Origin of the sequence: Streptomyces sp. NPDC088157 (assembly GCF_044741545.1) — a bacterium.
GTDB lineage: Bacteria > Actinomycetota > Actinomycetes > Streptomycetales > Streptomycetaceae > Streptomyces.
Map to the genome: position 1 here is coordinate 287,121 of NZ_JBIUSU010000009.1, position 22,245 is coordinate 309,365.

Annotated in this window: 18 protein-coding genes; 9 read left to right on the forward strand and 9 right to left on the reverse strand. The window is 71.7% G+C overall.

Going from position 1 to position 22,245, the window contains the following annotated elements; genetic code table 11:
• Positions 1–123 precede the first annotated feature (123 nt).
• Positions 124–390, forward strand: a complete 267-nt coding sequence (locus ACIPFH_RS33315) for a DUF6343 family protein (protein ID WP_356249803.1) — start codon at positions 124–126, stop codon at positions 388–390.
• A 58-nt stretch (positions 391–448) separates the two neighbouring features.
• On the opposite strand, the gene ACIPFH_RS33320 is transcribed toward ACIPFH_RS33315, so the two are convergent.
• From ACIPFH_RS33320 to rpsA, 4 genes are all read right to left on the reverse strand, one after another.
• Positions 449–829, reverse strand: coding sequence for a tetratricopeptide repeat protein (locus tag ACIPFH_RS33320; protein WP_356249801.1), 381 nt, complete (start codon positions 827–829; stop codon positions 449–451).
• A 50-nt stretch (positions 830–879) separates the two neighbouring features.
• On the reverse strand, positions 880–1,500 hold the full coding sequence (gene coaE / locus ACIPFH_RS33325) for a dephospho-CoA kinase (RefSeq protein WP_401832387.1): 621 nt from the start codon (positions 1,498–1,500) through the stop codon (positions 880–882).
• A 128-nt stretch (positions 1,501–1,628) separates the two neighbouring features.
• Positions 1,629–2,567, reverse strand: coding sequence for a PAC2 family protein (locus ACIPFH_RS33330; protein WP_356249797.1), 939 nt, complete (start codon positions 2,565–2,567; stop codon positions 1,629–1,631).
• A 379-nt stretch (positions 2,568–2,946) separates the two neighbouring features.
• A complete protein-coding gene (gene rpsA / locus ACIPFH_RS33335; RefSeq protein WP_401832390.1) occupies positions 2,947–4,452 on the reverse strand; it encodes a 30S ribosomal protein S1 in 1,506 nt (501 codons plus the stop codon).
• A 228-nt stretch (positions 4,453–4,680) separates the two neighbouring features.
• Here rpsA and ACIPFH_RS33340 point away from each other — a divergent pair, with 228 nt between their 5' ends.
• Positions 4,681–5,655, forward strand: coding sequence for a class I SAM-dependent methyltransferase (locus ACIPFH_RS33340; protein ID WP_401832391.1), 975 nt, complete (start codon positions 4,681–4,683; stop codon positions 5,653–5,655).
• Positions 5,656–5,757: 102 nt separating this feature from the next.
• Positions 5,758–8,520: an ATP-dependent RNA helicase gene (locus ACIPFH_RS33345; RefSeq protein WP_401832650.1), complete on the forward strand. Its 2,763-nt coding sequence runs from the start codon at positions 5,758–5,760 to the stop codon at positions 8,518–8,520.
• Here the strand turns inward: ACIPFH_RS33345 and ACIPFH_RS33350 are convergent.
• The 3 genes from ACIPFH_RS33350 to ACIPFH_RS33360 all read right to left on the reverse strand — a co-directional run bounded on the left by ACIPFH_RS33350 (position 8,510) and on the right by ACIPFH_RS33360 (position 11,579).
• The gene (locus ACIPFH_RS33350; RefSeq protein ID WP_401832393.1) at positions 8,510–9,502 is read right to left on the reverse strand and encodes a DUF3068 domain-containing protein; all 993 of its coding nucleotides are present in this window, start codon (positions 9,500–9,502) and stop codon (positions 8,510–8,512) included. The genes ACIPFH_RS33345 and ACIPFH_RS33350 overlap by 11 nt on opposite strands.
• A 39-nt stretch (positions 9,503–9,541) precedes the next feature.
• On the reverse strand, positions 9,542–9,676 hold the full coding sequence (locus ACIPFH_RS33355; protein WP_401832652.1) for an SPW_0924 family protein: 135 nt from the start codon (positions 9,674–9,676) through the stop codon (positions 9,542–9,544).
• A gap of 160 nt (positions 9,677–9,836) precedes the next feature.
• On the reverse strand, positions 9,837–11,579 hold the full coding sequence (locus ACIPFH_RS33360; protein ID WP_401832394.1) for a lytic transglycosylase domain-containing protein: 1,743 nt from the start codon (positions 11,577–11,579) through the stop codon (positions 9,837–9,839).
• Positions 11,580–11,941: 362 nt separating this feature from the next.
• Here ACIPFH_RS33360 and ACIPFH_RS33365 point away from each other — a divergent pair, with 362 nt between their 5' ends.
• Positions 11,942–12,823: a DUF4184 family protein gene (locus ACIPFH_RS33365; RefSeq protein ID WP_401832397.1), complete on the forward strand. Its 882-nt coding sequence runs from the start codon at positions 11,942–11,944 to the stop codon at positions 12,821–12,823.
• On the opposite strand, the gene ACIPFH_RS33370 is transcribed toward ACIPFH_RS33365, so the two are convergent.
• Together ACIPFH_RS33370 and polA are read right to left on the reverse strand one after the other, a co-directional pair.
• Entirely contained in the window at positions 12,789–13,190 is a 402-nt protein-coding gene (locus tag ACIPFH_RS33370) for a hypothetical protein (protein ID WP_401832399.1), read from the reverse strand. The two genes, ACIPFH_RS33365 and ACIPFH_RS33370, sit on opposite strands and share 35 nt — an antisense overlap.
• Before the next feature lie 285 nt (positions 13,191–13,475).
• Complete coding sequence (gene polA, locus ACIPFH_RS33375; RefSeq protein WP_401832401.1) at positions 13,476–16,202, reverse strand: DNA polymerase I; 2,727 nt, start codon at positions 16,200–16,202, stop codon at positions 13,476–13,478.
• A 187-nt stretch (positions 16,203–16,389) separates the two neighbouring features.
• On the opposite strand from polA, the gene ACIPFH_RS33380 reads away from it, so the two are divergent.
• From ACIPFH_RS33380 to ACIPFH_RS33400, 5 genes are all read left to right on the forward strand, one after another.
• A complete protein-coding gene (locus tag ACIPFH_RS33380; RefSeq protein ID WP_401832403.1) occupies positions 16,390–18,684 on the forward strand; it encodes an FdhF/YdeP family oxidoreductase in 2,295 nt (764 codons plus the stop codon).
• A gap of 83 nt (positions 18,685–18,767) precedes the next feature.
• On the forward strand, positions 18,768–19,256 hold the full coding sequence (locus ACIPFH_RS33385; RefSeq protein WP_401832405.1) for a hotdog fold thioesterase: 489 nt from the start codon (positions 18,768–18,770) through the stop codon (positions 19,254–19,256).
• 81 nt (positions 19,257–19,337) lie between these two features.
• Positions 19,338–19,763, forward strand: a complete 426-nt coding sequence (locus ACIPFH_RS33390) for a hypothetical protein (protein ID WP_401832408.1) — start codon at positions 19,338–19,340, stop codon at positions 19,761–19,763.
• Entirely contained in the window at positions 19,760–20,587 is an 828-nt protein-coding gene (locus tag ACIPFH_RS33395) for a Tat pathway signal sequence domain protein (protein WP_401832411.1), read from the forward strand. The genes ACIPFH_RS33390 and ACIPFH_RS33395 overlap by 4 nt, the downstream gene beginning before the upstream one ends.
• 271 nt (positions 20,588–20,858) lie before the next feature.
• A complete protein-coding gene (locus tag ACIPFH_RS33400) occupies positions 20,859–22,088 on the forward strand; it encodes a branched-chain amino acid ABC transporter substrate-binding protein (protein WP_401832413.1) in 1,230 nt (409 codons plus the stop codon).
• The last annotated feature ends 157 nt before the right edge of the window (positions 22,089–22,245 follow it).

The following is a 22,245-nucleotide window of genomic DNA, read 5'->3' on the forward strand; positions in this document are numbered from 1 at the left end:
GTCGGTGTTCGGCGGCACGGGAACGAATCCCTTCGTCGGCGTAAGGGCCCTTCCGGAGAACGCCCGGTCCCCTGGAGAACGTCCGGAGCGAAGAGTACGTTGCAGGGAGGAGCGGTGATCGGGATGCGTACGGGCAGTGAGCCGACGACGGCGCGCAGTGCGTTGAGGATGCGCCTGTGGCTGACCCTGTGGGGCCTGGCCTGGGCGATCTTCGGGACGGCCGCGTTCATCCTCGCGGGGCGTCCCGGATGGGCGGCCGCGTGCGGAGTGCTGTGGCTGGTGATCACCGTCGATCTGGCGATGATCCTCAAACATCGGCGACAGGGTCCCCACTATCAGCCGGGCCGCGACATCCCGCCGTACCGGCCGCCCGAGCAGCGTCACCCCTGAGGGCCGCCACGGAGGCCCGCCTCCTGAGCCTGCTCAGGACCTGGGCCCGCGGTCGACCTCAGCTCTCGAAGCGCGCCGCTTTCAGGTACTGCGGGTTCGGGTCCAGTGCCGCGGCCAGGCGGAAGTGGCGCTTGGCCTGATCGCCGCGGCCCTGCCGCTCGTAGGTGCGGCCGAGCGCGAAGTGCGCGAAGGCGTTGTCCGGTTCGCGCTCCAGGACGACGGTGAACTCCAGCTCGGCAGGCCTCAGTTGGGCCGCGGCGAAGAAGGCTCGCGCGCGCAGCAGCCGGGCGGCGGTGTTGTCGGGGTGCGCGGCGATGACTGCGTCGAGCAACTTCACCGCGCCCCGCGGGTCCCGTGCGGCGAGCAGATGCTCGGCGGCACGGAAGTCGATGACGTCTGTCTCCGGAGTACGTCCGGTCGAACCGCTGGTATCGGGCACGGAAAAATCCTTCCCTTGCTCGGTGGGTTCAACGCGCGGAGCGAGGGCCGCTATTCCGGAGTGGTCCCGTGCGGCGTGTGCGCTCTGCGCGCGAGGTCGGCCCATACCTCTTTCACGCGCCGCTGGAGGTCCGCCAGCGGTACGTCGTTGTCGATCAGGATGTCCGCGATCTCGCGGCGTTTCTCGCGCGTCGCCTGGGCGGCCATACGCGCGCGTGCGTCCTCTTCCGTCATGCCGCGGAGCCGGACGAGCCGGTCGAGCTGGGTCTCGGGCGCCGTGTCGACGACGATCACGACGTCGTACAGGGGGGCGAGGGCGTTCTCGGTGAGGAGGGGGACGTCGTGGACGACGACGGCGTCCTCGGGGGCGGCCGTCTCCAGCTCGCGGGAGCGGGCGCCGACCAGGGGGTGCACGATCGAGTTGAGGAGCGCGAGTTTTCCTGGGTCGGCGAAGACGATCGAACCCAGGCGGGGACGGTCGAGGCTGCCGTCCGGGGCGAGTACGTCCTCGCCGAAGGCTTCGGTGACCGCCGTGAGTCCGGGGGTGCCGGGCGCGACGACCTCGCGTGCGATGCGGTCCGCGTCGATCAGTACGGCCCCGCACTGGACGAGCAGCCGCGACACCTCGCTCTTGCCGGCGCCGATCCCGCCGGTCAGGCCCACTTTCAGCATGACGGGAAGCTTAGGGCCTGCCGGTGACGATGCACCCGACAGGCCCTGCGCGCTGCTCTCCGCTGTGTGCCGCTTGCTGCCTGCCGCTTGCTGCTTGTCTGCTTGCTGCCGGCCTGCGGTCGGGCTGCTCAGCCCTCGCCTTCACGCTCCGCGAGGAATCGCTCGAATTCCTGCCCGATCTCGTCCGCGGACGGGATCTCGACCGGTTCGGCGAGCATGTTGCCGCGGGTCTCGGCGCCGGCGGCGGCGTCGTACTGGTGCTCCAGGCCCTGGACGAGGGAGGTCAGTTCCTCGTCGCCCTCCTGGATCTGGCGGTCGATCTCGGTCTGCGTACGGTGCGCGTCCGTGCGCAGGGCGTGTGCGATGCCCGGCAGGACCAGGCCCGTGGCCGCGGTGATGGATTCCAGGACGGTCAGAGCCGCGTCCGGGTACGCCGAGCGGGCGATGTAGTGCGGGACGTGCGCGGCGACGCCCAGGATGTCGTGGCCGGCCTCCATGAGGCGGTATTCGACGAGCGCCTCGGCGCTGCCCGGGACCTGGGCCTCGTCGAAGGGGCTGCGGTGGCCCGGCATGAGGTCCGTACGGTTGCCGTGCGGGGTGAGGCCCACGGGACGGGTGTGCGGGACTCCCATGGGGATGCCGTGGAAGTTGACCGAGAGGCGGACGCCGAGCCGCTCCACGATCTGCTTGACGGCGACGGCGAAGCGCTCCCATTCCACGTCCGGCTCGGGGCCCGACAGCAGCAGGAAGGGCGCGCCGGTGGTGTCCTGCACGAGCCTTACCTCGATGGCCGGCTCCTCGTACTCGGTCCACCGGTCGCGCTTGAAGGTCAGCAGCGGGCGGCGGGCGCGGTAGTCGACCAGCCGGTCGTGGTCGAAGCGGGCGACGAGTTGGTGGGGCAGCGAGTCGAGGAGCCGGTCGACGATCTGGTCGCCGGTCTCACCCGCGTCGATGTATCCGTCGAAGTGGTAGAGCATGACAAGTCCGGCCGACTCCTGGGCCAGCGCCATGTCGACGACTGCCAGGCCCTTCGGCTCCCATGCGTACAAACCCTGCGGATCAAGCACTTGGACCGCTCCCCTCGTGTTCGTACTGTCCAACGCGCGCTGAACCGTGGGTATTCCCGGGCCATGCCCCTGATCAGGTGACTCTTACCGGCTTCACTCGGCGACCGGGCCAGGAGGCCTTTCGGGGCCGGTCGGGGTGCTCGGAGCCGCGCGGGGGTGCAAGTCCCCGCGGGCGTGGGGAGCTTGGCCGCGCGACCCGCGTCACGGGTCCAGGTGGCCGCCGGTCCGCCGGTCCACCGGTCCGCGGCCGGACGGCGATCCTGCTGCTGGGTGGCGGCTGGGTGGCATGACGGCGTTCTGCTGCCGGGCAGCACCGAGGGCCCGCACCTCGAAAGGTGCGGGCCCTCGGTCAAGCGGGCTAGGCCTCAGGGGCTAGCTTTCAGCTCTGGCCACCGGCCAGCTTCTCGCGCAGAGCGGCGAGCGCCTCGTCCGAAGCGAGCGCGCCGGACGTGTCGGCACCTTCGGAGGAGTAGGAACCGCCGCCACCACCGGACGCGGCCGGAGCCGCACCCGCCGCGTCGCCGCCCTCGGCGGCAGCAGCGGCGTCCGCCTCGCGGGACTTGATGACCTGAGCCTGGTGCTGCTCGAAGCGCGTCTGCGCCTCGGCGTACTGGTTCTCCCAGACCTCACGCTGCGACTCGAAGCCCTCGAGCCAGTCGTTGGTCTCGGGGTCGAAGCCCTCGGGGTAGATGTAGTTGCCCTGGTCGTCGTACGACGCGGCCATGCCGTAGAGCGTCGGGTCGAACTCGACCGAGGCCGGGTCGGAACCGAAGGACTCGTTGGCCTGCTTCAGCGACAGCGAGATCCGGCGACGCTCGAGGTCGATGTCGATGACCTTGACGAAGATCTCGTCGTTGACCTGGACGACCTGCTCCGGGATCTCCACGTGGCGCTCGGCCAGCTCGGAGATGTGGACCAGACCCTCGATGCCCTCGTCCACGCGGACGAACGCACCGAACGGAACCAGCTTCGTGACCTTGCCGGGCACGACCTGGCCGATCTGGTGGGTGCGGGCGAACTGCTGCCACGGGTCTTCCTGGGTCGCCTTCAGCGACAGGGAGACGCGCTCGCGGTCCATGTCGACGTCCAGGACCTCGACCGTGACCTCCTGGCCGACCTCGACGACCTCGGAGGGGTGGTCGATGTGCTTCCAGGAGAGCTCCGAGACGTGGACCAGACCGTCGACGCCACCCAGGTCCACGAAGGCACCGAAGTTGACGATCGAGGAGACGACGCCGGAGCGGACCTGACCCTTCTGCAGGGTCGTGAGGAACGTCTGGCGCACCTCGGACTGGGTCTGCTCCAGCCAGGCGCGGCGGGACAGGACCACGTTGTTGCGGTTCTTGTCCAGCTCGATGATCTTCGCCTCGAGCTCCTTGCCCACGTAGGGCTGAAGGTCGCGGACGCGGCGCATCTCGACAAGGGAGGCCGGCAGGAAGCCACGGAGGCCGATGTCGAGGATGAGACCACCCTTGACGACCTCGATGACGGTACCGGTGACGATGCCGTCCTCTTCCTTGATCTTCTCGATGGTGCCCCAGGCGCGCTCGTACTGGGCGCGCTTCTTCGAGAGGATCAGGCGGCCTTCCTTGTCCTCCTTCTGGAGAACAAGGGCTTCGATCTCGTCACCGACGGCGACGACCTCATTGGGGTCGACGTCGTGCTTGATCGAGAGCTCGCGGCTCGGGATGACACCTTCGGTCTTGTAACCGATGTCGAGGAGAACCTCGTCCCGGTCAACCTTGACGATGACGCCGTCGACGATGTCGCCATCGTTGAAGTACTTGATCGTCTCGTCGATAGCGGCGAGGAATGCTTCCTCGTCACCGATGTCGTTGACCGCAACCTGCGGGGTGGTGGCGGTGGTCTCGGTGCTGCTCGTCATGTGGGAAAGGGCTCCGGTACGGACAGTGAGTCGTAGGTACTGCTACGCCGGAAGCCCGTGATCGCCCTGAAGAAGCCGGACAGCTGAAGAGGCACCTCACCAGCGAACTGGTGATGGCACCTCGAGAACCGAGGGGACATACAACAGATGCGAGCGCAGCCTGCTACGTCTGAGGTGCGCAGGCCCACAGCGCAACTTGTAGCATACGGGGGCAGCCGGGCAGGGTCAATGCGCGAAGGCGCACACCCGGGGCGGATCGCCGCATACCCGGCACACAACCTTTCTCCTGAGGTCACGCAGGCCGCAGGAAGCCTCTTCGGTGACACCTGGGGTGACACCGGCGGGCGGGTTGCACGGAAGAGTACGACGAGGGAGCCGATCATCCAAGAGCCCGCATCGTCCGAGCCGGTCTTCGAGCCGGAAGCCACCCGACGTGATGCCGACGTCGCCGAGAGCTCCCGGGCCAACCGGGGCTGGTGGGACCGCAACGCGGACGAATACCAGACCGATCACGGCACGTTCCTCGGCGACGACCGCTTCGTGTGGGGTCCCGAGGGTCTGGACGAGGTGGAGGCGGAGCTGCTCGGCCCGCCGGAGGAACTGAAGGGCAGGTCGGTCCTGGAGATCGGCGCCGGCGCGGCCCAGTGCTCGCGCTGGCTGACCACGCAGGGCGCGCTTCCGGTGGCCCTGGACATCTCCCACCGCCAGCTCCAGCACGCGCTGCGCATCGGTGGATCGTTTCCGCTGGTGTGCGCCGACGCGGGCGCGCTGCCCTTCGCGGACGCCTCCTTCGACCTGGCCTGCTCGGCGTACGGGGCGCTGCCCTTCGTCGCCGATCCGGTGCTGGTCCTGAAGGAGGTGCGGCGGGTGCTGCGCCCGGGCGGCCGTTTCGTGTTCTCGGTGACCCACCCGATCCGCTGGGCGTTCCCGGACGAGCCGGGCCCGGAGGGGCTGTCGGTGTCCTCCTCGTACTTCGACCGCACTCCTTATGTGGAGCAGGACGACGAGGGCCGCGCGGTGTACGTGGAGCACCACCGGACGCTGGGCGACCGGGTCCGCGACGTCGTGGCGGGCGGCTTCCGGCTGGTGGACCTGGTCGAGCCGGAGTGGCCGGCCTGGAACTCCTCGGTGTGGGGCGGCTGGTCCCCGCTGCGCGGGAACCTGATCCCGGGGACGGCCGTCTTCGTCTGCGAGCGGGACTAGCGCTTTCCCTTCCGCATCCCTTTGTTCCGCACGCTCCCGCACGCGCGCGTGCGGGAGCGTGCGGAACAAAGGGATGCGGGGGCGTACGACACTGGGGGCGTGATCCCTCGTGACGACGCCCTGGACGCGCTGCCCGTGCGGGCCGCCCTGCCCGCTCTGAACGACGCCCTGGACGGGCACGGCTCCGCCGTCCTCGCCGCGCCGCCCGGCACCGGCAAGACGACGCTGGTGCCGCTCGCACTGGCCGGGCTGCTGGGCGAGGGGGCCGCGCGCCGGGTGGTGGTGGCCGAGCCGCGGCGGATCGCGGCGCGGGCGGCGGCCCGGCGGATGGCGTGGCTGCTGGGCGAGCGGCCCGGGGAGAGCGTGGGCCACACCGTGCGCGGGGAGCGGGTCGTCGGGCGGCACACACGGGTGGAGGTCGTCACGACGGGGGTTCTGCTCCAGCGGCTCCAGCGCGACCAGGAGCTGACGGGCGTCGACGTGGTGGTGCTGGACGAGTGTCATGAGCGGCATCTCGACGCGGACACCTCGGCCGCGTTCCTGTGGGACGTTCGCGAGACGTTGCGGCCCGAGCTGCGGCTGGTGGCGGCCTCGGCGACGACGGACACGGCGGGGTGGGCGCGGCTGCTGGGCGGCGCGCCGGTGGTGGAGGCCCACGGGTCCGTCTTCGGTGTCGACGTGGTCTGGGCGCCCCCGGCCCGTCCCGTGCGGCCGCCGCACGGTATCCGGGTGGATCCGGCGCTGTTGGCGCATGTGGCGTCGGTGGTGCGGCGGGCGCTGGCCGAGCGGTCGGGGGACGTGCTGTGCTTCCTGCCGGGCGTCGGGGAGATCGCGCGGGTCGCGGGGCTTCTGGGTGAGCCGGGCGGCGTGGACGTGCTCCAGGTGCACGGGCGGGCGTCGGCGGCCGTGCAGGACGCGGTGCTGGCGCCCGGCGGGCGGCGCCGGGTGGTCCTGGCGACCTCCGTGGCGGAGTCCTCGCTGACGGTGCCCGGGGTGCGGGTGGTCGTCGACTCGGGGCTGGCGCGGGAGCCGCGGGTGGACCACGCGCGCGGGCTGAGCGCGCTCGCGACCGTGCGCGCGTCGCAGGCGGCGGGCCGGCAGCGGGCGGGGCGGGCCGGGCGGGAGGCGCCGGGTGCGGTGTACCGGTGCTGGGCGGAGGCGGAGGATGCCCGTCTGCCGTCGTTCCCGGCCCCGGAGATCAAAGTGGCCGACCTGACGGCCTTCGCGCTCCAGGCGGCTTGCTGGGGGGATCCGGATGCCTCCGGGCTGGCGTTGCTGGATCCGCCGCCGGCCGGGGCGATGGCGGCGGCGAGGTCTTTGCTGACGGCGATCGGTGCGGTCGACTCTGCCGGTCGGGCCACCGGGCGCGGGTTGCGGCTGGCCCGGCTGGGACTGCATCCGCGGTTGGGCCGGGCTCTGCTGGACGGGGCCGCGTCGGTGGGTGTGGAGCGGGCCGTCGAGGTGGTCGCGCTGCTGAGTGAGGAGGCCCCCCGCGAGTACGGCGACGATCTGGCCGCCGCGCTGCGCAGGGCCCGGCGCGGAGGTGACGCCTACGGTGCGCGGTGGCGGGCGGAGGTGCGCCGGCTGCGAGCCGTCGCCGCCGACCTGTCCCCCGGCTCCGTCCGTGCCGCCGCCCCGTCGAATCCGGGCGCCGGTGGGCCGGCGCCGGCCGGGCCGGCTTCCGGGGGCGGAGGGGGAACCGAGGCGGGTGTCACGGTCCGTTCGTCGCCGAGGGCCGGTACGGAGCCCGGGGCCGCCGCCACCGGGCCCGCCGCGAAGCGCGGGACCGACGCCGGCGTGGAGCCCGACGTCGGCGGCAGCCCCGGTGTCGGCAGCAGGTCCGCCGCCGGGAGCAGGCCCAGTGCCGGGAGCAGGCCCGGAGCCGGTGTCGGCTCGGATGCCCTGGTCGGTCTCGTCGTCGCCCTCGCCTTTCCCGAGCGGCTCGCCAGGGTGGACGGAGGTTCCTTTCTCATGGTCTCCGGCACCCGGGCCGAGGTCCGGGAAGGCACCGGCCTGCGGGGTGCGTCCTGGCTCGCCGTGGCCGTGGCCGACCGGCCGGTGGGGAAGGGGCACGCGCGTGTGCAGCTCGCGGCGGTCGTGGACGAGGAGGTCGCCCGGCTCGCGGCCGGCGTGCTGCTCGACGAGCGGGACGAGGTCCACTGGGCCGACGGGGATGTCGTGGCGCGGCGGGTGGAGCGGCTGGGGGCCGTGGAGCTGGCGGCGCGTCCGCTGAGGAACGCCGACGCCGCGCTCGTACGCGGTGCGCTCCTCGAAGGGCTGGAGAGAGAAGGGCTGGGGTTGCTGCGGTGGTCGCCCGAGGCGGGCGTCCTGCGGCAGCGGCTGGCGTTTTTGCGGTGGCGGCTGGGGGATCCGTGGCCCGACGTCTCCGACGCGTCGCTGCACGCGCGTGTGGACGAGTGGCTGGAGCCCGAACTGGGCCGGGCGCGGCGGCGGAGCGATCTCGGGCGGATCGACGCCGGTGAGGCGCTCGGACGGCTGCTGCCCTGGGCGTCCGGCGAGGCGGCCCGGCTGGACGAGCTGGCGCCGGAGCGGATCGCCGTCCCCAGCGGGTCCAGGATCCGGGTCGACTATGCCGATCCGGAGCGGCCGGTCCTCGCGGTGAAGTTGCAGGAGATGTTCGGGCTCCAGGAGTCACCGCGGGTGGCGGGGGTGCCGGTGCTCGTGCATCTGCTGTCGCCCGCCGGGCGGCCCGCGGCGGTCACCGCCGACCTCGCCTCCTTCTGGAGGGACGGATACAGGGGGGTGCGGGCGGAGTTGCGGGGCCGGTATCCGAAGCATCCCTGGCCCGAGGATCCGGTCGGCGCCGAGCCGACCCGGTACACCAACGCGCGGCTCAGGCGGTGACCGGCTGGGGTGTGGCTGGATCGGTGGCGGTGGGTTCGTCCGGGCGGCGGGAGCGGGCCTCCAGGTAGAGGGAGAGGGACGTCAGGAGGACGCCGAGCAGGAGGAAGCCCCAGGGCAGGTAGCTGGTCAGGAGCAGGACCAGGGTGCGGTTGGACTTGACCATGGCCACGGTGTGTTCGATGTAGTCCTCGCGCATCTTCACGTGGCCGGCGAACGCGGTGACCTTCGCGCGGCCGGCGAGCAGGGAGCCGCCGCGCAGTTCCTCCCGGTGGATCTCCTCGCCGTAGACGGGTGCGCCGGTGACCGGTTCGACCCAGAACTTGCGGACCGTGGTGTACCAGCGGGTGGTGCCGGTCTTGGCGATGTCCGCCGGGGTGATGCCCTTGACCGGCATCGACTTGGGCATGGACACCTTGGTCCAGGGGACGGTCTGCTCGAAGTAGTAGACCTCGAGGCCGCGGAAGGTCCGGGTGCCCTTGTAGTGGATGGGGGCGGTGGTGCGGGTCTGCGCGTCGAAGTACTCGTAGTCCCGTTTCTCCGTCAGGAACGGCCACTTGAACTCGATGCCCTTCCGGCGCACCGGGTCGCCGTCGACCATCTCGCCGGTGGCGTGCACGGGTTCCTGGGTGTGGGCGTCGAAGATGTACCGCTCGGGGATCTTGGAGACCATCTTGCCGTCGGGGCCCTGGACGTAGGACAGGCCGTCCCAGACGACGACGTCCCGCCCTGCCGTCTTCTCGATCTTCTCGGAGGCCTCCACGTCGCCCTTGAGGGTCTGCACGATGGTGACCTTGGGGACCGTGCGGGCGTGCAGGCCGTCGTAGTCGAGGAGGGTGGCGTTCTTCGCCTCCAGCACCATCGTCTGGTACTCGTTCGCGGGGATCTTGGCGAAGCGCGGGAAGGCGTACCAGCGCGTCAGCGGGGAGAGCGCCGCGAAGAACACGGCGAGGGCGAGCAGGATCAGACTGGCCTTGCGGCGCATCTCGGCCTCCTTCGCGGGCTGAGCCGGCGGGCGGGGCGGTCAGGGGTGTGCGGGGACGGTCGTGAGCAGTGGTTCCGGCGAGGTCCTGCCGGCCGGTGTGCCCAGCGCGGTGAGGGTGAGGACCAGGGCGAGCGCGACGGCGAGACCGGTCGCGGCGGCGATCAGGGCGCGCATGCGGGCCTCCCGGTGGAACGGCCACAGGATCCGACCGTGCAACTGATGGGTCGTCAGGTCGGGCACGGTAGCAACGGGCGGCCGAGATGAGAACACGTCGCACAACGACGGCGGCGCCCCTCCCGGAAGAGGGGCGCCGCCGTCGTCGTCGGAAGCGGGGTCACGAACCGGAGGTCGCCGGCTCCGACTCGCTGGGTGCCGGGCTCGGCGTCGAGGTCGCGGCGGCGGTGACGGTGAGTTCGAGCGTCAGGGTCGCTCCGCCCGTGGTGGTGACGCGGAGCAGGTAGGTGCCCGCGGTGTCGTCCGCGTACAGCTTGGGCAGCTCCAGCAGGCCGTTCGCGTCGGTCCGGAGGTCCAGTGTGCGGACGGGGTCGCCGGCGGCGTCCTTGAAGTAGGGGCCCTTGTCGTTCGTGGTCGCGTCGTCGGCCCACTTGATCAGGGTGGCGGTGGCCGCGACCCTGTCCGCCACGGCGCCCTTGTAGGTGGCCTTGACCTCGACCTGGTCGGCGAACTCGCCGCCCGCGGCGCAGGTCAGCGCGGCGCTGCCGGTGCGGGCGAGGGCGTCCGCGGCGCGGGCGGTGACGGTGGCCTTGTAGTCGAGGGCGGTGAGCGTGTGACCGAGGACCGTGGCGCGGACGGTGAAGTCGCCGGTCTTCTCGCCCGCCTTCAGGGCGGGGGCGAGGGCGACGCCCTTGGTGTCGGTGACGATCGTGGAGACTTTCTCGCCGCCGGTGAAGGTGGCGTCGGTGTCGCCGACGACGGTGAAGCGGACCCTGACCCGTGCGACGCCCTCGCCGGCCGCCGTCTCCGCGCGGGTGCTGATGCGGTCGGTGTACGTGTCGCCCGCCGTGGCGGCGAGAGTCGCCGTGCCCGCGTCCTCGAGGTGGTCGACCGTCTCGGTGGGCGTCGGGGTCGCGGGCGGCGCACTGGGCGTCGACGGCGTGCTGGGGGTCGGCGGTGTGCCGGGAGCGCTGGGCTTCCCGGGCTTCGACGGCGTGCTGGGCGTGCTGGGCGTGCTGGGCGTCGAGGGGGTGGACGACGAGGGGGGCGTGTAGCCGGCGTCGTCGTCGCTGCGGTTGGCCGGCACGGTGCCGGTGCCGTCGGGGATCTCGTGCGTGCCCTTGCGGTAGTACTCCAGCCACGTCAGGACGGTGTTGAGGTAGTCCGTCGAGTTGTTGTAGCTGAGGATCGCGCTGCGCATCCCGGACGTGGCGGACATGTCCCAGTCGTACCGGCACAGGTAGTGGCCGGCGGCGAGCGCGGCGTCGTAGATGTTGTTGGGGTCCTTCTTGCCGTCGGCGTTGCCGTCGCGGCCGGCCCAGGCCCAGGTGGAGGGGATGAACTGCATGGGGCCCACGGCGCGGTCGTAGGTGCTGTCGCCGTCGTAGGCGCCGTTGTCGGTGTCGCTGATGTTCGCGAAGCCGACGCCGTTGAGGACCGGGCCGAGGATCGGCGAGATGGTCGTGCCGTCGGCGGAGACGTTGCCGCCGCGTGCCTGGCCGGACTCCACCTTGCCGATCGCGGCGAGAAGCTGCCAGGGCAGGTTGCAGCCCGGCTTGGACTGCGCGAGTTCCGCCTCGGCCTTCTTGTAGGCGTCCAGGACGGTCGCCGGGATGCCCCCCTCCGTGGCGCCGGTGGCGGCCGGGGTGGTGGAGGAGCTCTCGCTCGGCGCGGGGTTCGGACTGTTCAGCGGCGGCAGGTCCGTGTAGTACGGCGAGTTGCCGGTGGCGCTGTCCCCGGTGCCGGTGTCGGCGGACGACGGGGTGTCGGAGGCGGTCTGTCTGCCGTGGCCGTCGGCCGTGACGTCCGGTGCCTGGGACGCGGCCAGAGCCGCGACCGCCAGTGCGGCCACGGTCGTGTTGACCGCTCCCTTGCGCAGCCTCGTGCCGAAATGCGCCGACATGAAGTGAAACCCTCCCGTGGACGCGGTACGCCCGTCTTCGCCTGCACCTGCCGTCGCGGCCGTCGCGGCTGTTGCCGCTGCCGCAGCCGTTGCCGCTACTGCCGTCGTCACCGTTGTGACGATCAACCCGCCCCGAGGGTTGCACTCGTGGGCGGTTTGCCCTGCTCCGTCCTTCTGTTCGACGCGCTTTCGGGCACGCCGACCCAGGCGACCCTACGACAACTTCTTTTGCACCGGCACCCGTTCGGGCGTCGTTTTCACCGGGCGGCCATGTGCCGTTGTCCGGGAATCGCGCCCCGCATACTGGACGTCGTCGATCACCGGGCCGACCGGCCCGTCAACGTCCGCCCCGGGGAGCCCCGTTGCCGTTCACCCTCAGTCACGCGGCGGCCGTGCTGCCCGCCGTGCGCACCGACGGCACCGGCCGCGGCCCCCTTGTCCCGGCCGTCCTCGTGGCGGGTTCCTTCGCTCCCGACACGACCTACTACGCGGCGAGCGTCGTGTCCGCGGCCATGGAGTTCGGCGACGTCACGCATTCCCTCCCCGGCGTGTTCACGGTCGACGTGGTCGTGGCCTGGGCGCTGGTGGGGCTCTGGCTGCTGGTGCGCGAACCGCTGGTGGCACTGCTGCCACGGACCCGGCAGGGCCGGACGGCGGCTCTGACGCGCTGCGGAGCGCCGCGCGCGCGTGTACGGCCGTCCACGGCTCTGTGGTGGTACGTCTCGGCGGCGCTCGGCGCGCTGACCCACGTGGTGTGGGACGCGTTCACGCACCTCGACCGCTGGGGCATGCGGCTGTTCCCCGTCCTCGGCGAGAGCGTCGCCGGCTCACCTCTGTACTGGTATCTCCAGTACGGGGGTTCGGCCGTGGCCGCGGTCGTGATCGCCCTGTTCGTGACGTATGCGCTGCGCCGGGCGCCGGCCGGCGAGCCGGTGGGCGTCGTGTCGCTGTCGGTGCGGGACCGGTGGTGGGCGGGTGCCGTGATCGGCGGTTGCGCGCTGGTCGCGGCGGTCCTGCGGGCGATGCGGTGGTGGGCGTACTGGGGGCCGCGCGAGGCGAAGCCGTGGGAACTCGTCCCGACCGTGTGTTTCGGGGCGGGCTCGGGGCTGGTGCTGGGGCTGCTGCTGTACGCGGTCGGCGTGCGGCTTCGGCGTCCGGCCCGACCGGCCGCGCGGGACCCGTTCGCCGGGCGGGAGGAACCGGAGGGTGTCAGCGTGCAGCGGAGCCGTCCGGGCGTCCGGTGAGGGAATTCGCCGTCACGACGAACAGGGGGACACGACGGGCCGTCCGGGGTCGCAGCAGCCGGCCCAGGACGTCGTGGGCCTCGACCAGGTGGTCGCGTACCGCCCCGGCCCACAGGCGCAGCCGACTGTCGTCCCGGGGGACGAAAGCGGCGAGGAAACGGGTGAGGGCCGAGCGCCGGAGCCGTGCGGCGGCCTTGCGCAGGGCCGTGACCGGGGTCCCCGGGACGCGGGGAGTGGTCGCGGCAAGGGCGAGGGCGGGGCGCGCTCGCGTCCGGGGAGCCGCGCCGGGGCCGGCCTGCGTGTCCGCGGTCGCCGCCGCGTGAACGCGTGCGGGGGCCTTACGGCGGTGAAGCATGCGTATACCCATGGCGGCATCCTGACGGGCCGGAGTGGGCGGTGCCCTGTTCTCGGGGGCCACGCGGGTGAGGGCCCTTCAGGGATGCCCCGGGGCGACGTGGAGGTCCCCACCGGGCGTCGCTCTTCGTCGCGAGACGGGGGATCCCGCGACGGGAAAGGGACCCTGCCGTCATCGGCAGGGCCCCTTTCGACGAGCCGGGACCGGAGGCGGGCGGCACGGCCCCTCGTGGCCGGCACACCGCACTCGGCGGCCGGCCACCCATCACCCGCGTGAACAACCTGCGGGCCCATGCATCTAGTGCGCCGCCGACTCCCAGTCCGCGCCCGCGCCGACCGACACGTCCAGCGGGGCCCTCAGGTCGACGGCGGCGGCCATCTCACGACGGACCAGTTCCTCGACCGCGGCACGCTCGCCGGGGGCGATCTCCAGGACGATTTCGTCGTGGACCTGGAGCAGCATGCGGGACTTGAGGTCCGCCGCGCGCAGGGCCGCGTCCACCTTGAGCATGGCGATCTTGACGATGTCCGCCGCCGTGCCCTGGATCGGCGCGTTGAGGGCCATGCGCTCGGCCGCCTCACGGCGCTGCCGGTTGTCGCTGTTGAGGTCGGGCAGGTAGCGGCGGCGGCCGAAGAGCGTCGCCGTGTAACCGGTCGCCCGCGCCTCGTCGACCGCGCGGCGCAGGTAGTCCCGCACACCGCCGAAGCGCTCGAAGTAGGCGTCCATCAGGCCGCGGGCCTCGCCCGCTTCGATGTTCAGCTGCTGGGACAGGCCGAACGCCGACAGACCGTACGCCAGGCCGTAGGACATCGCCTTGATCTTGCGCCGCATCTCCGCGTCCACCGCGCCGTGTTCGACGCCGAACACCTGGGAGGCGGCCGTGGTGTGCAGGTCCTCGCCGGAGGTGAACGCCTCGATGAGTCCCGCGTCCTCCGACAGGTGGGCCATCACCCGCAGCTCGATCTGACTGTAGTCCGCGGTCATCAGGGACTCGAAGCCCTCGCCGACGACGAAGCCGCGGCGGATCGCCCGGCCCTCATCGGTGCGGACGGGGATGTTCTGCAGGTTCGGGTCCGTGGACGACAGGCGGCCGGTCGCGGCGACCGTCTGGTTGAACGTGGTGTGGATACGGCCGTCCGCGGCGATCGTCTTGATCAGGCCCTCGACGGTGACCCGGAGCTTCGCCTGTTCGCGGTGGCGCAGCATGATGACCGGCAGTTCGTTGTCCGTCTGGCCGGCGAGCCAGGCCAGGGCGTCGGCGTCGGTCGTGTAGCCGGTCTTGGTCTTCTTCGTCTTCGGCAGGCCCAGTTCACCGAAGAGGACCTCCTGGAGCTGCTTGGGCGAGCCCAGGTTGAACTCGTGCCCGGCCGCCGCGTGCGCCTCCTTCACGGCCTGCTGCACGGCGCCCGCGAACATCTGCTCCATGGCTTCCAGGTGGGCGCGGTCCGCGGCGATGCCGTGCCTCTCCAGGCGGGCCAGGAGGGCGGAGGTCGGCAGCTCCATGTCGCGCAGCAGGTCGGCCGCGCCGACCTCCTCGAGACGGCCGCGGAACGCCTCGCCGAGGTCGACGATCGTGCGGGCCTGCACCATGAGGGCCTCGGCCTCGGCGCCGTCGTCCGCGCCGAAGGCGAGCTGGCCGTCGGCCGCCGCGGCGGGCGCCAGCTCACGGCCCAGGTACTCCAGGGACAGGGCGTCCAGGTCGAAGGAGCGGCGGCCCGGCTTGACCAGATAGGCGGCGAGGGCGGTGTCCATCCACACGCCGGCGACGGACCAGCCGTGCTCGGCGAAGACACGCATGGCGCCCTTGGCGTTGTGCAGGACCTTGGGACGGTCCTCGGCGGCGATCCAGGCCGCCCACGCGTTCTCGTCGGCCTCGTCCAGCTCCGCCGGGTCGAACCACGCGGCGGCTCCCCCGGCCGCGGCGAGCGCGACCTCGGCGACCGAGCCGACGCCCAGCCCCCAGGTGTCGACGGTGGCCACGCCCAGAGTCCCGGTGCCGTGTTCGGCGAGCCAGCCGGCCAGCTCGCCGGTGCCCAGCACCGTGCCGTCCATCTCCACCCCGCCGGTGATCACCGGTGTCGCCTCGGCCTCCGCACCGCCCGGGTCGACGGCGAGCAGCCGCTCACGCAGCGACGGGTTCCTGATCTCCAGGGTGTCCAGGATCATCGCGACGGCCGTGCGGTCGTACGGGGCGCGCTCCAGGTCGACGACCGTCCGGGGCAGCTCGACGGTGCGGACCATCTCGGTGAGACGGCGGTTGAGCTTGACGGCCTCCAGGTGGTCGCGCAGGTTCTGCCCGGCCTTGCCCTTGACCTCCTCGACGCGCTCGACGAGCTCCGCGAACGAACCGAACTGGTTGATCCACTTCGCGGCCGTCTTCTCACCGACGCCGGGGATGCCCGGCAGGTTGTCGGACGGGTCACCGCGCAGCGCCGCGAAGTCGGGGTACTGGGCGGGCGTCAGTCCGTACTTCTCGACGACCTTCTCCGGGGTGAACCGGGTCAGCTCCGAGACGCCCTTCGTCGGATACAGCACCGTGGTGTGCTCGGACACCAGCTGGAAGGAGTCGCGGTCGCCGGTGACGATCAGTACCTCGAAGCCCTCGGCCTCGGCCTGGGTGGCGAGCGTGGCGATGACGTCGTCCGCCTCGAAGCCGTCCACCGCGAACCGGGACACGTGCATCGCGTCGAGCAGCTCGCCGATCAGCTCGACCTGACCCTTGAACTCGTCAGGTGTCTTCGAGCGGTTCGCCTTGTACTCGGTGAACTCCTCGGAGCGCCAGGTCTTGCGGGACACGTCGAAGGCGACCGCGAAGTGCGTGGGCGCCTCGTCACGCAGGGTGTTGGCCAGCATCGACGCGAACCCGTAGATCGCGTTCGTCGGCTGACCCGTCGCGGTGGTGAAGTTCTCCGCGGGCAGCGCGAAGAACGCGCGATAGGCCAGCGAGTGCCCGTCCATGAGCATCAGGCGCGGGCGGCTCTCGTTGGAGCGGGTGTCGGTCTTCTTCGCTGCTGTCTCTGCCACGCCCCCGATCCTGCCACGCCCCACTGACACCCGGTCCCCGCCGCCTCGGCTCACCCGGATCCCCCGGCCGCCGGCCGACCGCCGCAGGCCGCGCCGCCGCTCGCCTGCCGGACCGCACGTGAACGGTGTCGGTACCTCGTGCGAGGATCGCGGAGTTGTGTGGCAGAGGTGAGCGAAGGAGAGCGCGATGGCAACGAAGCCGCCCAAGGCCGATCCGGTCCAGGACGCTCCCCAGGTCGCCGAACCGAAACACGTGGCGGCCGGACTTCCGGCCGTCGGGCACTCCCTGCGGATCGCCCGGCAGCAGATGGGCGTCAAGCGCACCGCGCTGACCCTGCTGCGCGTCAACCAGAAGGACGGCTTCGACTGCCCGGGCTGCGCCTGGCCCGAACCCGAGCACCGGCACACCGCGGAGTTCTGCGAGAACGGCGCCAAGGCGGTCGCCGAGGAGGCGACCCTGCGCCGGGTCACCCCCGAGTTCTTCGCCGCGCACCCGGTCGCCGACCTCGCGGGCCGCAGCGGCTACTGGCTCGGCCAGCAGGGACGCCTCACCCACCCCATGTACCTCCCCGAAGGGGGAGAGCGCTACGAGCCGGTGACCTGGGAGCGGGCCTTCGACATCATCGCCGAGGAGACGGCCGCCCTCGCCTCCCCCGACGAGGCCGTCTTCTACACCTCGGGCCGCACCAGCAACGAGGCCGCGTTCCTCTACCAGCTCTTCGCCCGCGAACTCGGCACCAACAACCTGCCGGACTGCTCCAACATGTGCCACGAGTCGTCCGGCTCGGCGCTCTCGGAGACCATCGGCATCGGCAAGGGCAGCGTCCTGCTCGAGGACCTCTACCAGGCCGATCTGATCATCGTCGCCGGGCAGAACCCGGGCACCAACCACCCCCGCATGCTCTCCGCGCTGGAGAAGGCCAAGGCGGGCGGCGCGAAGATCATCAGCGTCAACCCGCTGCCCGAGGCCGGCCTGGAGCGCTTCAAGAACCCGCAGACGCCCAAGGGCCTCACCGCGGGCGCCGCGCTCACCGACCTCTTCCTGCAGATCCGCATCGGCGGCGACCAGGCCCTCTTCCGCCTCCTCAACAAGCTCGTCCTGGAGACGGACGGCGCGCTCGACGAGGCGTTCATCGGCGCACACACCCACGGCTTCGAGGAGTTCGCCGAGGCGGCCCGCGCCGCCGACTGGGAGGAGACGCTCACCGCGACCGGCCTCACGCGCGCGCAGATCGAGGAAACCCTGCGCATGGTGCTCGCCTCCGAGCGCACCATCGTCTGCTGGGCCATGGGCCTCACCCAGCACAAGCACTCCGTGCCGACGATCCGCGAGGTCGTCAACTTCCTCCTGCTGCGCGGCAACATCGGCCGCCCGGGCGCGGGCGTGTGCCCGGTGCGCGGCCACTCGAACGTGCAGGGCGACCGCACCATGGGCATCTTCGAACGGCCCGCGCCGGCCTTCCTGGACGCCCTGGAGAAGGAGTTCGGCTTCGCGCCCCCGCGCGAGCACGGCTTCGACGTCGTCCGCGCGATCCGCGCGCTGCGCGACGGCGAGGCGAAGCTGTTCTTCGCGATGGGCGGCAACTTCGTCTCCGCCTCCCCGGACACCGACGTCACCGAGGCGGCCATGCGGCGCGCGCGGCTGACGGTGCACGTGTCGACGAAGCTCAACCGCTCGCACGTCGTGACGGGCGCGCGGGCCCTGATCCTGCCGACGCTCGGCCGCACCGAACGCGACCTCCAGGTCGGCCCGAACGGGAAAAGCACGGAGCAGTTCGTGACCGTCGAGGACTCCATGGGCATGGTGCACGCCTCGCGCGGCCGCCTCGCACCCGCGAGCACGCACCTGCTGTCCGAGCCGGCCATCGTCTGCCGCCTCGCCCGCCGCGTGCTCGGCGAGGACAGCAAGACGCCGTGGGAGCAGTTCGAGAAGGACTACGCGACGATCCGTGACCGCGTCGCGCGCGTGATCCCCGGCTTCGAGGACTTCAACGCGCGCGTGGCCCGCCCGGAAGGGTTCACCCTCCCGCACGCCCCGCGCGACGAGCGCCGCTTCCCGACCGCGACCGGCAAGGCCAACTTCACCGCCGCCCCCGTCGAGTACCCGCGGCTGCCCGAGGGCCGCCTGCTCCTGCAGACACTGCGCTCGCACGACCAGTACAACACCACGATCTACGGCCTCGACGACCGCTACCGGGGCATAAAGAACGGCCGCCGGGTCGTCCTCGTCAACGCCGAGGACGCGCGCGCCCTCGCGCTCGCCGACGGGTCCTACGTGGATCTGGTGAGCGAGTGGCGCGACGGCGTGGAGCGACGGGCGCCCGGCTTCCGGGTCGTGTTCTACCCGACCACGCGCGGCTGCGCCGCCGCGTACTACCCGGAGACCAACGTCCTGGTCCCGCTGGACGCGACCGCCGACACCAGCAACACCCCGGCCAGCAAGTCCGTCGTCGTCCGTCTGGAACAATCGGCTACCGACTGAGCGTTTGCTCAGCCTCGCTGAACTGTGATCCACACTGGACCGTGTCCACGGTGGACTGTGATCGACGAATGGAGCCGGGCCCCATGGGCGAGCAGCAGCACGTGAAGTTCCCGCAAGAGGTCATCGACGAGTACGCGGCCCTCGGCATCGACATCCTGGCCCTGTTCTCCGCCGGACACCTGGGCACCCGCATGGGCGTGGACATCGTCGAGGCCTCAGCGGACCGGGTCGTCGGCACCATGCCCGTCGAGGGCAACACCCAGCCCTACGGACTGCTGCACGGCGGCGCCTCCGCGGTCCTCGCCGAGACCCTCGGCTCGGTCGGCGCCATGCTGCACGGCGGCAGCTCCAAGATCGCCGTCGGTGTCGACCTGAACTGCACCCACCACCGCGGGGCCCGCTCCGGCCTGGTCACCGGCGTCGCCACGCCCGTACACCGAGGACGCGCGACGGCGACCTACGAGATCGTCATCAGCGACCCGGAGGGGCGCCGCGTGTGCACCGCCCGGCTCACCTGTCTGCTGCGGGACGTGCGGCCCGGCGACGGACCGCAGGCACGCACCGCCGGCTGACGGCCCCGCCGACGGCGCGCTCCAGGGGGCACGGGCGCACACCCGTTGCCCCCCGGCACCGCGGCGGCCTAGCGTCAGGGCATGACCACGGGAGGAGCCCCACGGGCGGGGGCCGCGCCACGGCTGCTCGGACCGGCGTTACTCGCCGGCCTGCTGGCGACCGGCTGCGCAGCCTCCGCGACCGCCGGCGCGAACGGCACCCCCTCGCCGCCTCGGTCGCCGTCCCCGTCCATGCCGACGTCCACGACCTCGCCCGAGGAGCTGTGCACCCGCATCGTGGCCCACTGGTCGCGCGAGGTCCTGGACGGCACCACCTACGGCGACTACCAGTCGATGGGGCTGTCCAACGGGCAGTACGAGATCCTGCGGACCGTCGTGGACGCCGCGCGGACCGCGAAGAAGCGCCAAGGAGCCGAGGCCGCCGACGAGTTGATCGGCCGCGAGGCGGGCGAGGGCTGCGCCGCCTGGTACCGCTCCGGCGGCCCGGGCAAGGGACCCTGGCAGTGAGCGGCGTAGGGCCCGTGGAGCCCGGCGAGGGCACGCACGCGTGGGACGCCCCCGACCCCAGCGGCGCCTTCGACCCGCACGGCGGCCCGGACCCCACCGACGCCGCCCGCCTCGCCGGCCACGCCGACGCCCCCGCCGCCCTCGGCCCCTCCGGTTCCCACCACTCCCCCGCCTCCCGGCAGTTCCCCGGTCCCCACCGCGCCCCGGGCCTCCGCGGCTTCCTCGGCCTCCCCGGCCGCCTCGGCGCGCACGCCCCGGCCCCCCTCGGCCGCCTGCTCCGTCGCCCCGCCCGCCTCTACGCCGCTCACCGGCGGGCCACCCTGTCCGCCCTGACCGCAGCCCTGCTCCTCGCGGGCGGCGGCTACCTTTACGCGACCCGGCCGCACGACACCGAACAGGCAACGCCCGCACCGCCGTTCCCGTCCCAGGTGGTGGACGTCACCTACCTGGGCCAGGTCGCCGTGCCGCCCGGCACCCGCCCCCACACCTTCGCCTTCGAGGTGCTGCTCGGCGTGGACTCCGGCCCGCCGGTCACCGTGACGCGAGTGGCCCAGCCGTATGCCGGGCTTTCCCTGACGTCGGCCCCGCGGGCTCCGTTCCGGACGAAAGCGGGTTCCGTCCGCAAGCTCGTCATCACCATGCACGCAACGGAATGCGAAAAAGTCCCGAGAGACGCCGGACTGCCTTTCATAGACGTAACTCTACGTAATGCGCGCGCAATACAGGTTCACAGTTTCATCCTGGGCACGCGCTATGCGCACGACCTGTCAGAGGCCCTTCAAGTCGCCTGCAGCAACGATTCAGGTAATCACCAAAACGCCTGAGACGCCTGAACCCACCCGGGTTCGTCCTGCACGTTCTCAGCATGCGGACAGGGCGAATCGGCCTGAATTCAGCCCTTCCACCCACCAAGTACCGCTCTGCATTACCTCGTGTCATAACAAGAGCGTCACAGCATCGGTCAGACCCTCCTCCCCGTCAGCTTCACCCGCTTAGAGTCACGCCCAGTCACCGCGCGACCGGAATACCCCTTCGGCGCAGCGCTCGACTCGGCCTCTTCCAGGGGGGAGGGCCGCCCAGGGAAAGGACTGGAACGTGCGTCAACGTTCGCTCATCGCCATTACCGCCGCGCTGTCCGCGGGAGCTCTCACCCTCACCGCCTGCGGCTCGCGTGACAGCGACGACAAGGGCAGCGACTCCGGCGACGGCACCGTCGTCACCATCGGCGTCGACGCCCCGCTGACCGGCGACCTGTCCGCGCTGGGCCTCGGTATCAAGAACTCCGTCGACCTCGCCGCCAAGACGGCCAACAAGCAGAAGTACGTCACCGGCGTCACCTTCAAGATCGTCGCCAAGGACGACCAGGCGCAGCCCTCCGCGGGCCAGCAGAACGCCACCGCCCTCGTCGCCGACAAGAGCGTCCTCGGCGTGGTCGGCCCGCTGAACTCCTCCGTCGCCGAGTCGATGCAGAAGGTCTTCGACGACGCCAAACTGGTCGAGGTCTCCCCGGCCAACACCAACCCGGCGCTCACCCAGGGCACCGACTGGGCGACCAGCAAGAAGCGCACCTACAAGTCGTACTTCCGCACCGCGACCACGGACGCCATCCAGGGCCCGTTCGCCGCCCAGTACGTCTTCAACGACGCCAAGAAGAAGAAGGTCTTCGTCATCGACGACAAGAAGACCTACGGCGCCGGCCTCGCAGGCACCTTCACCGCGGAGTTCAAGAAGCTCGGCGGCACCATCGCCGGCACCCAGCACATCAACCCGGACAGCAAGGACTTCTCCGCCGTCGCCACCCAGGTGAAGAACTCCGGCGCCGACGTCGTCTACTACGGCGGCGAATACCCCCAGGCCGGCCCCCTCAGCAAGCAGATCAAGGCCGCCGGAGCCAAGATCCCCGTCGTCGGCGGCGACGGCATCTACGCCGAGGACTACATCAAGCTGGCCGGCGCCTCCGCCGCCGGCGACCTCGCCACCTCCGTCGGCGCACCCGTCGAAACCCTCGCCTCCGCCAAGGAGTTCGTCGCCAACTACAAGGCCGGCGGCTACAAGGAGGAGTACGGCGCCTACGGCGGCTACTCCTACGACTCCGCCTGGTCGATCATCGAGGCCGTCAAGAAGGTCGTCGACGACAACGACGGCAAGCTCCCCGACGACGCCCGCGCGAAGATCACCGCCGCCGTCCAGAACGTCTCCTTCGACGGCGTGACCGGCAAGGTCTCCTTCGACGAGTTCGGCGACGCCACCAACAAGCAGCTCACCGTCTACGCCATCGAGAACGGTGCCTGGAAGGCCGTCAAGTCCGGCACCTACACCGGCTGACACCCACACCCGCACCACAAAGCTGAGCCGCGGGGGGGGGGGGGGGCCCCGCGCCCCCCCCCGGCCCCCCCCCCGCCCCCCCCCCCAACCCCCCCCCCCCCCCGGGGGGCCCGCCGGGCCCCGCCCCCCCCCCCCCCGCGGCGACCGCCGCCGGCAG

What these genes read in the sequence shown, in the direction of transcription:
- ACIPFH_RS33360 (WP_401832394.1), bottom strand. Translation starts at nt 11,579, where the DNA reads ATGTCGGCGCATTTCGGCACGAGGCTGCGCAAGGGAGCGGTCAACACG.
- ACIPFH_RS33355 (WP_401832652.1), bottom strand. Translation starts at nt 9,676, where the DNA reads ATGCGCGCCCTGATCGCCGCCGCGACCGGTCTCGCCGTCGCGCTCGCC.
- ACIPFH_RS33385 (WP_401832405.1), top strand. Translation starts at nt 18,768, where the DNA reads ATGGGCGAGCAGCAGCACGTGAAGTTCCCGCAAGAGGTCATCGACGAG.
- ACIPFH_RS33380 (WP_401832403.1), top strand. Translation starts at nt 16,390, where the DNA reads ATGGCAACGAAGCCGCCCAAGGCCGATCCGGTCCAGGACGCTCCCCAG.
- ACIPFH_RS33340 (WP_401832391.1), top strand. Translation starts at nt 4,681, where the DNA reads ATGCGCGAAGGCGCACACCCGGGGCGGATCGCCGCATACCCGGCACAC.
- ACIPFH_RS33390 (WP_401832408.1), top strand. Translation starts at nt 19,338, where the DNA reads ATGACCACGGGAGGAGCCCCACGGGCGGGGGCCGCGCCACGGCTGCTC.
- coaE (WP_401832387.1), bottom strand. Translation starts at nt 1,500, where the DNA reads ATGCTGAAAGTGGGCCTGACCGGCGGGATCGGCGCCGGCAAGAGCGAG.
- ACIPFH_RS33315 (WP_356249803.1), top strand. Translation starts at nt 124, where the DNA reads ATGCGTACGGGCAGTGAGCCGACGACGGCGCGCAGTGCGTTGAGGATG.
- ACIPFH_RS33370 (WP_401832399.1), bottom strand. Translation starts at nt 13,190, where the DNA reads ATGGGTATACGCATGCTTCACCGCCGTAAGGCCCCCGCACGCGTTCAC.
- rpsA (WP_401832390.1), bottom strand. Translation starts at nt 4,452, where the DNA reads ATGACGAGCAGCACCGAGACCACCGCCACCACCCCGCAGGTTGCGGTC.
- ACIPFH_RS33350 (WP_401832393.1), bottom strand. Translation starts at nt 9,502, where the DNA reads ATGCGCCGCAAGGCCAGTCTGATCCTGCTCGCCCTCGCCGTGTTCTTC.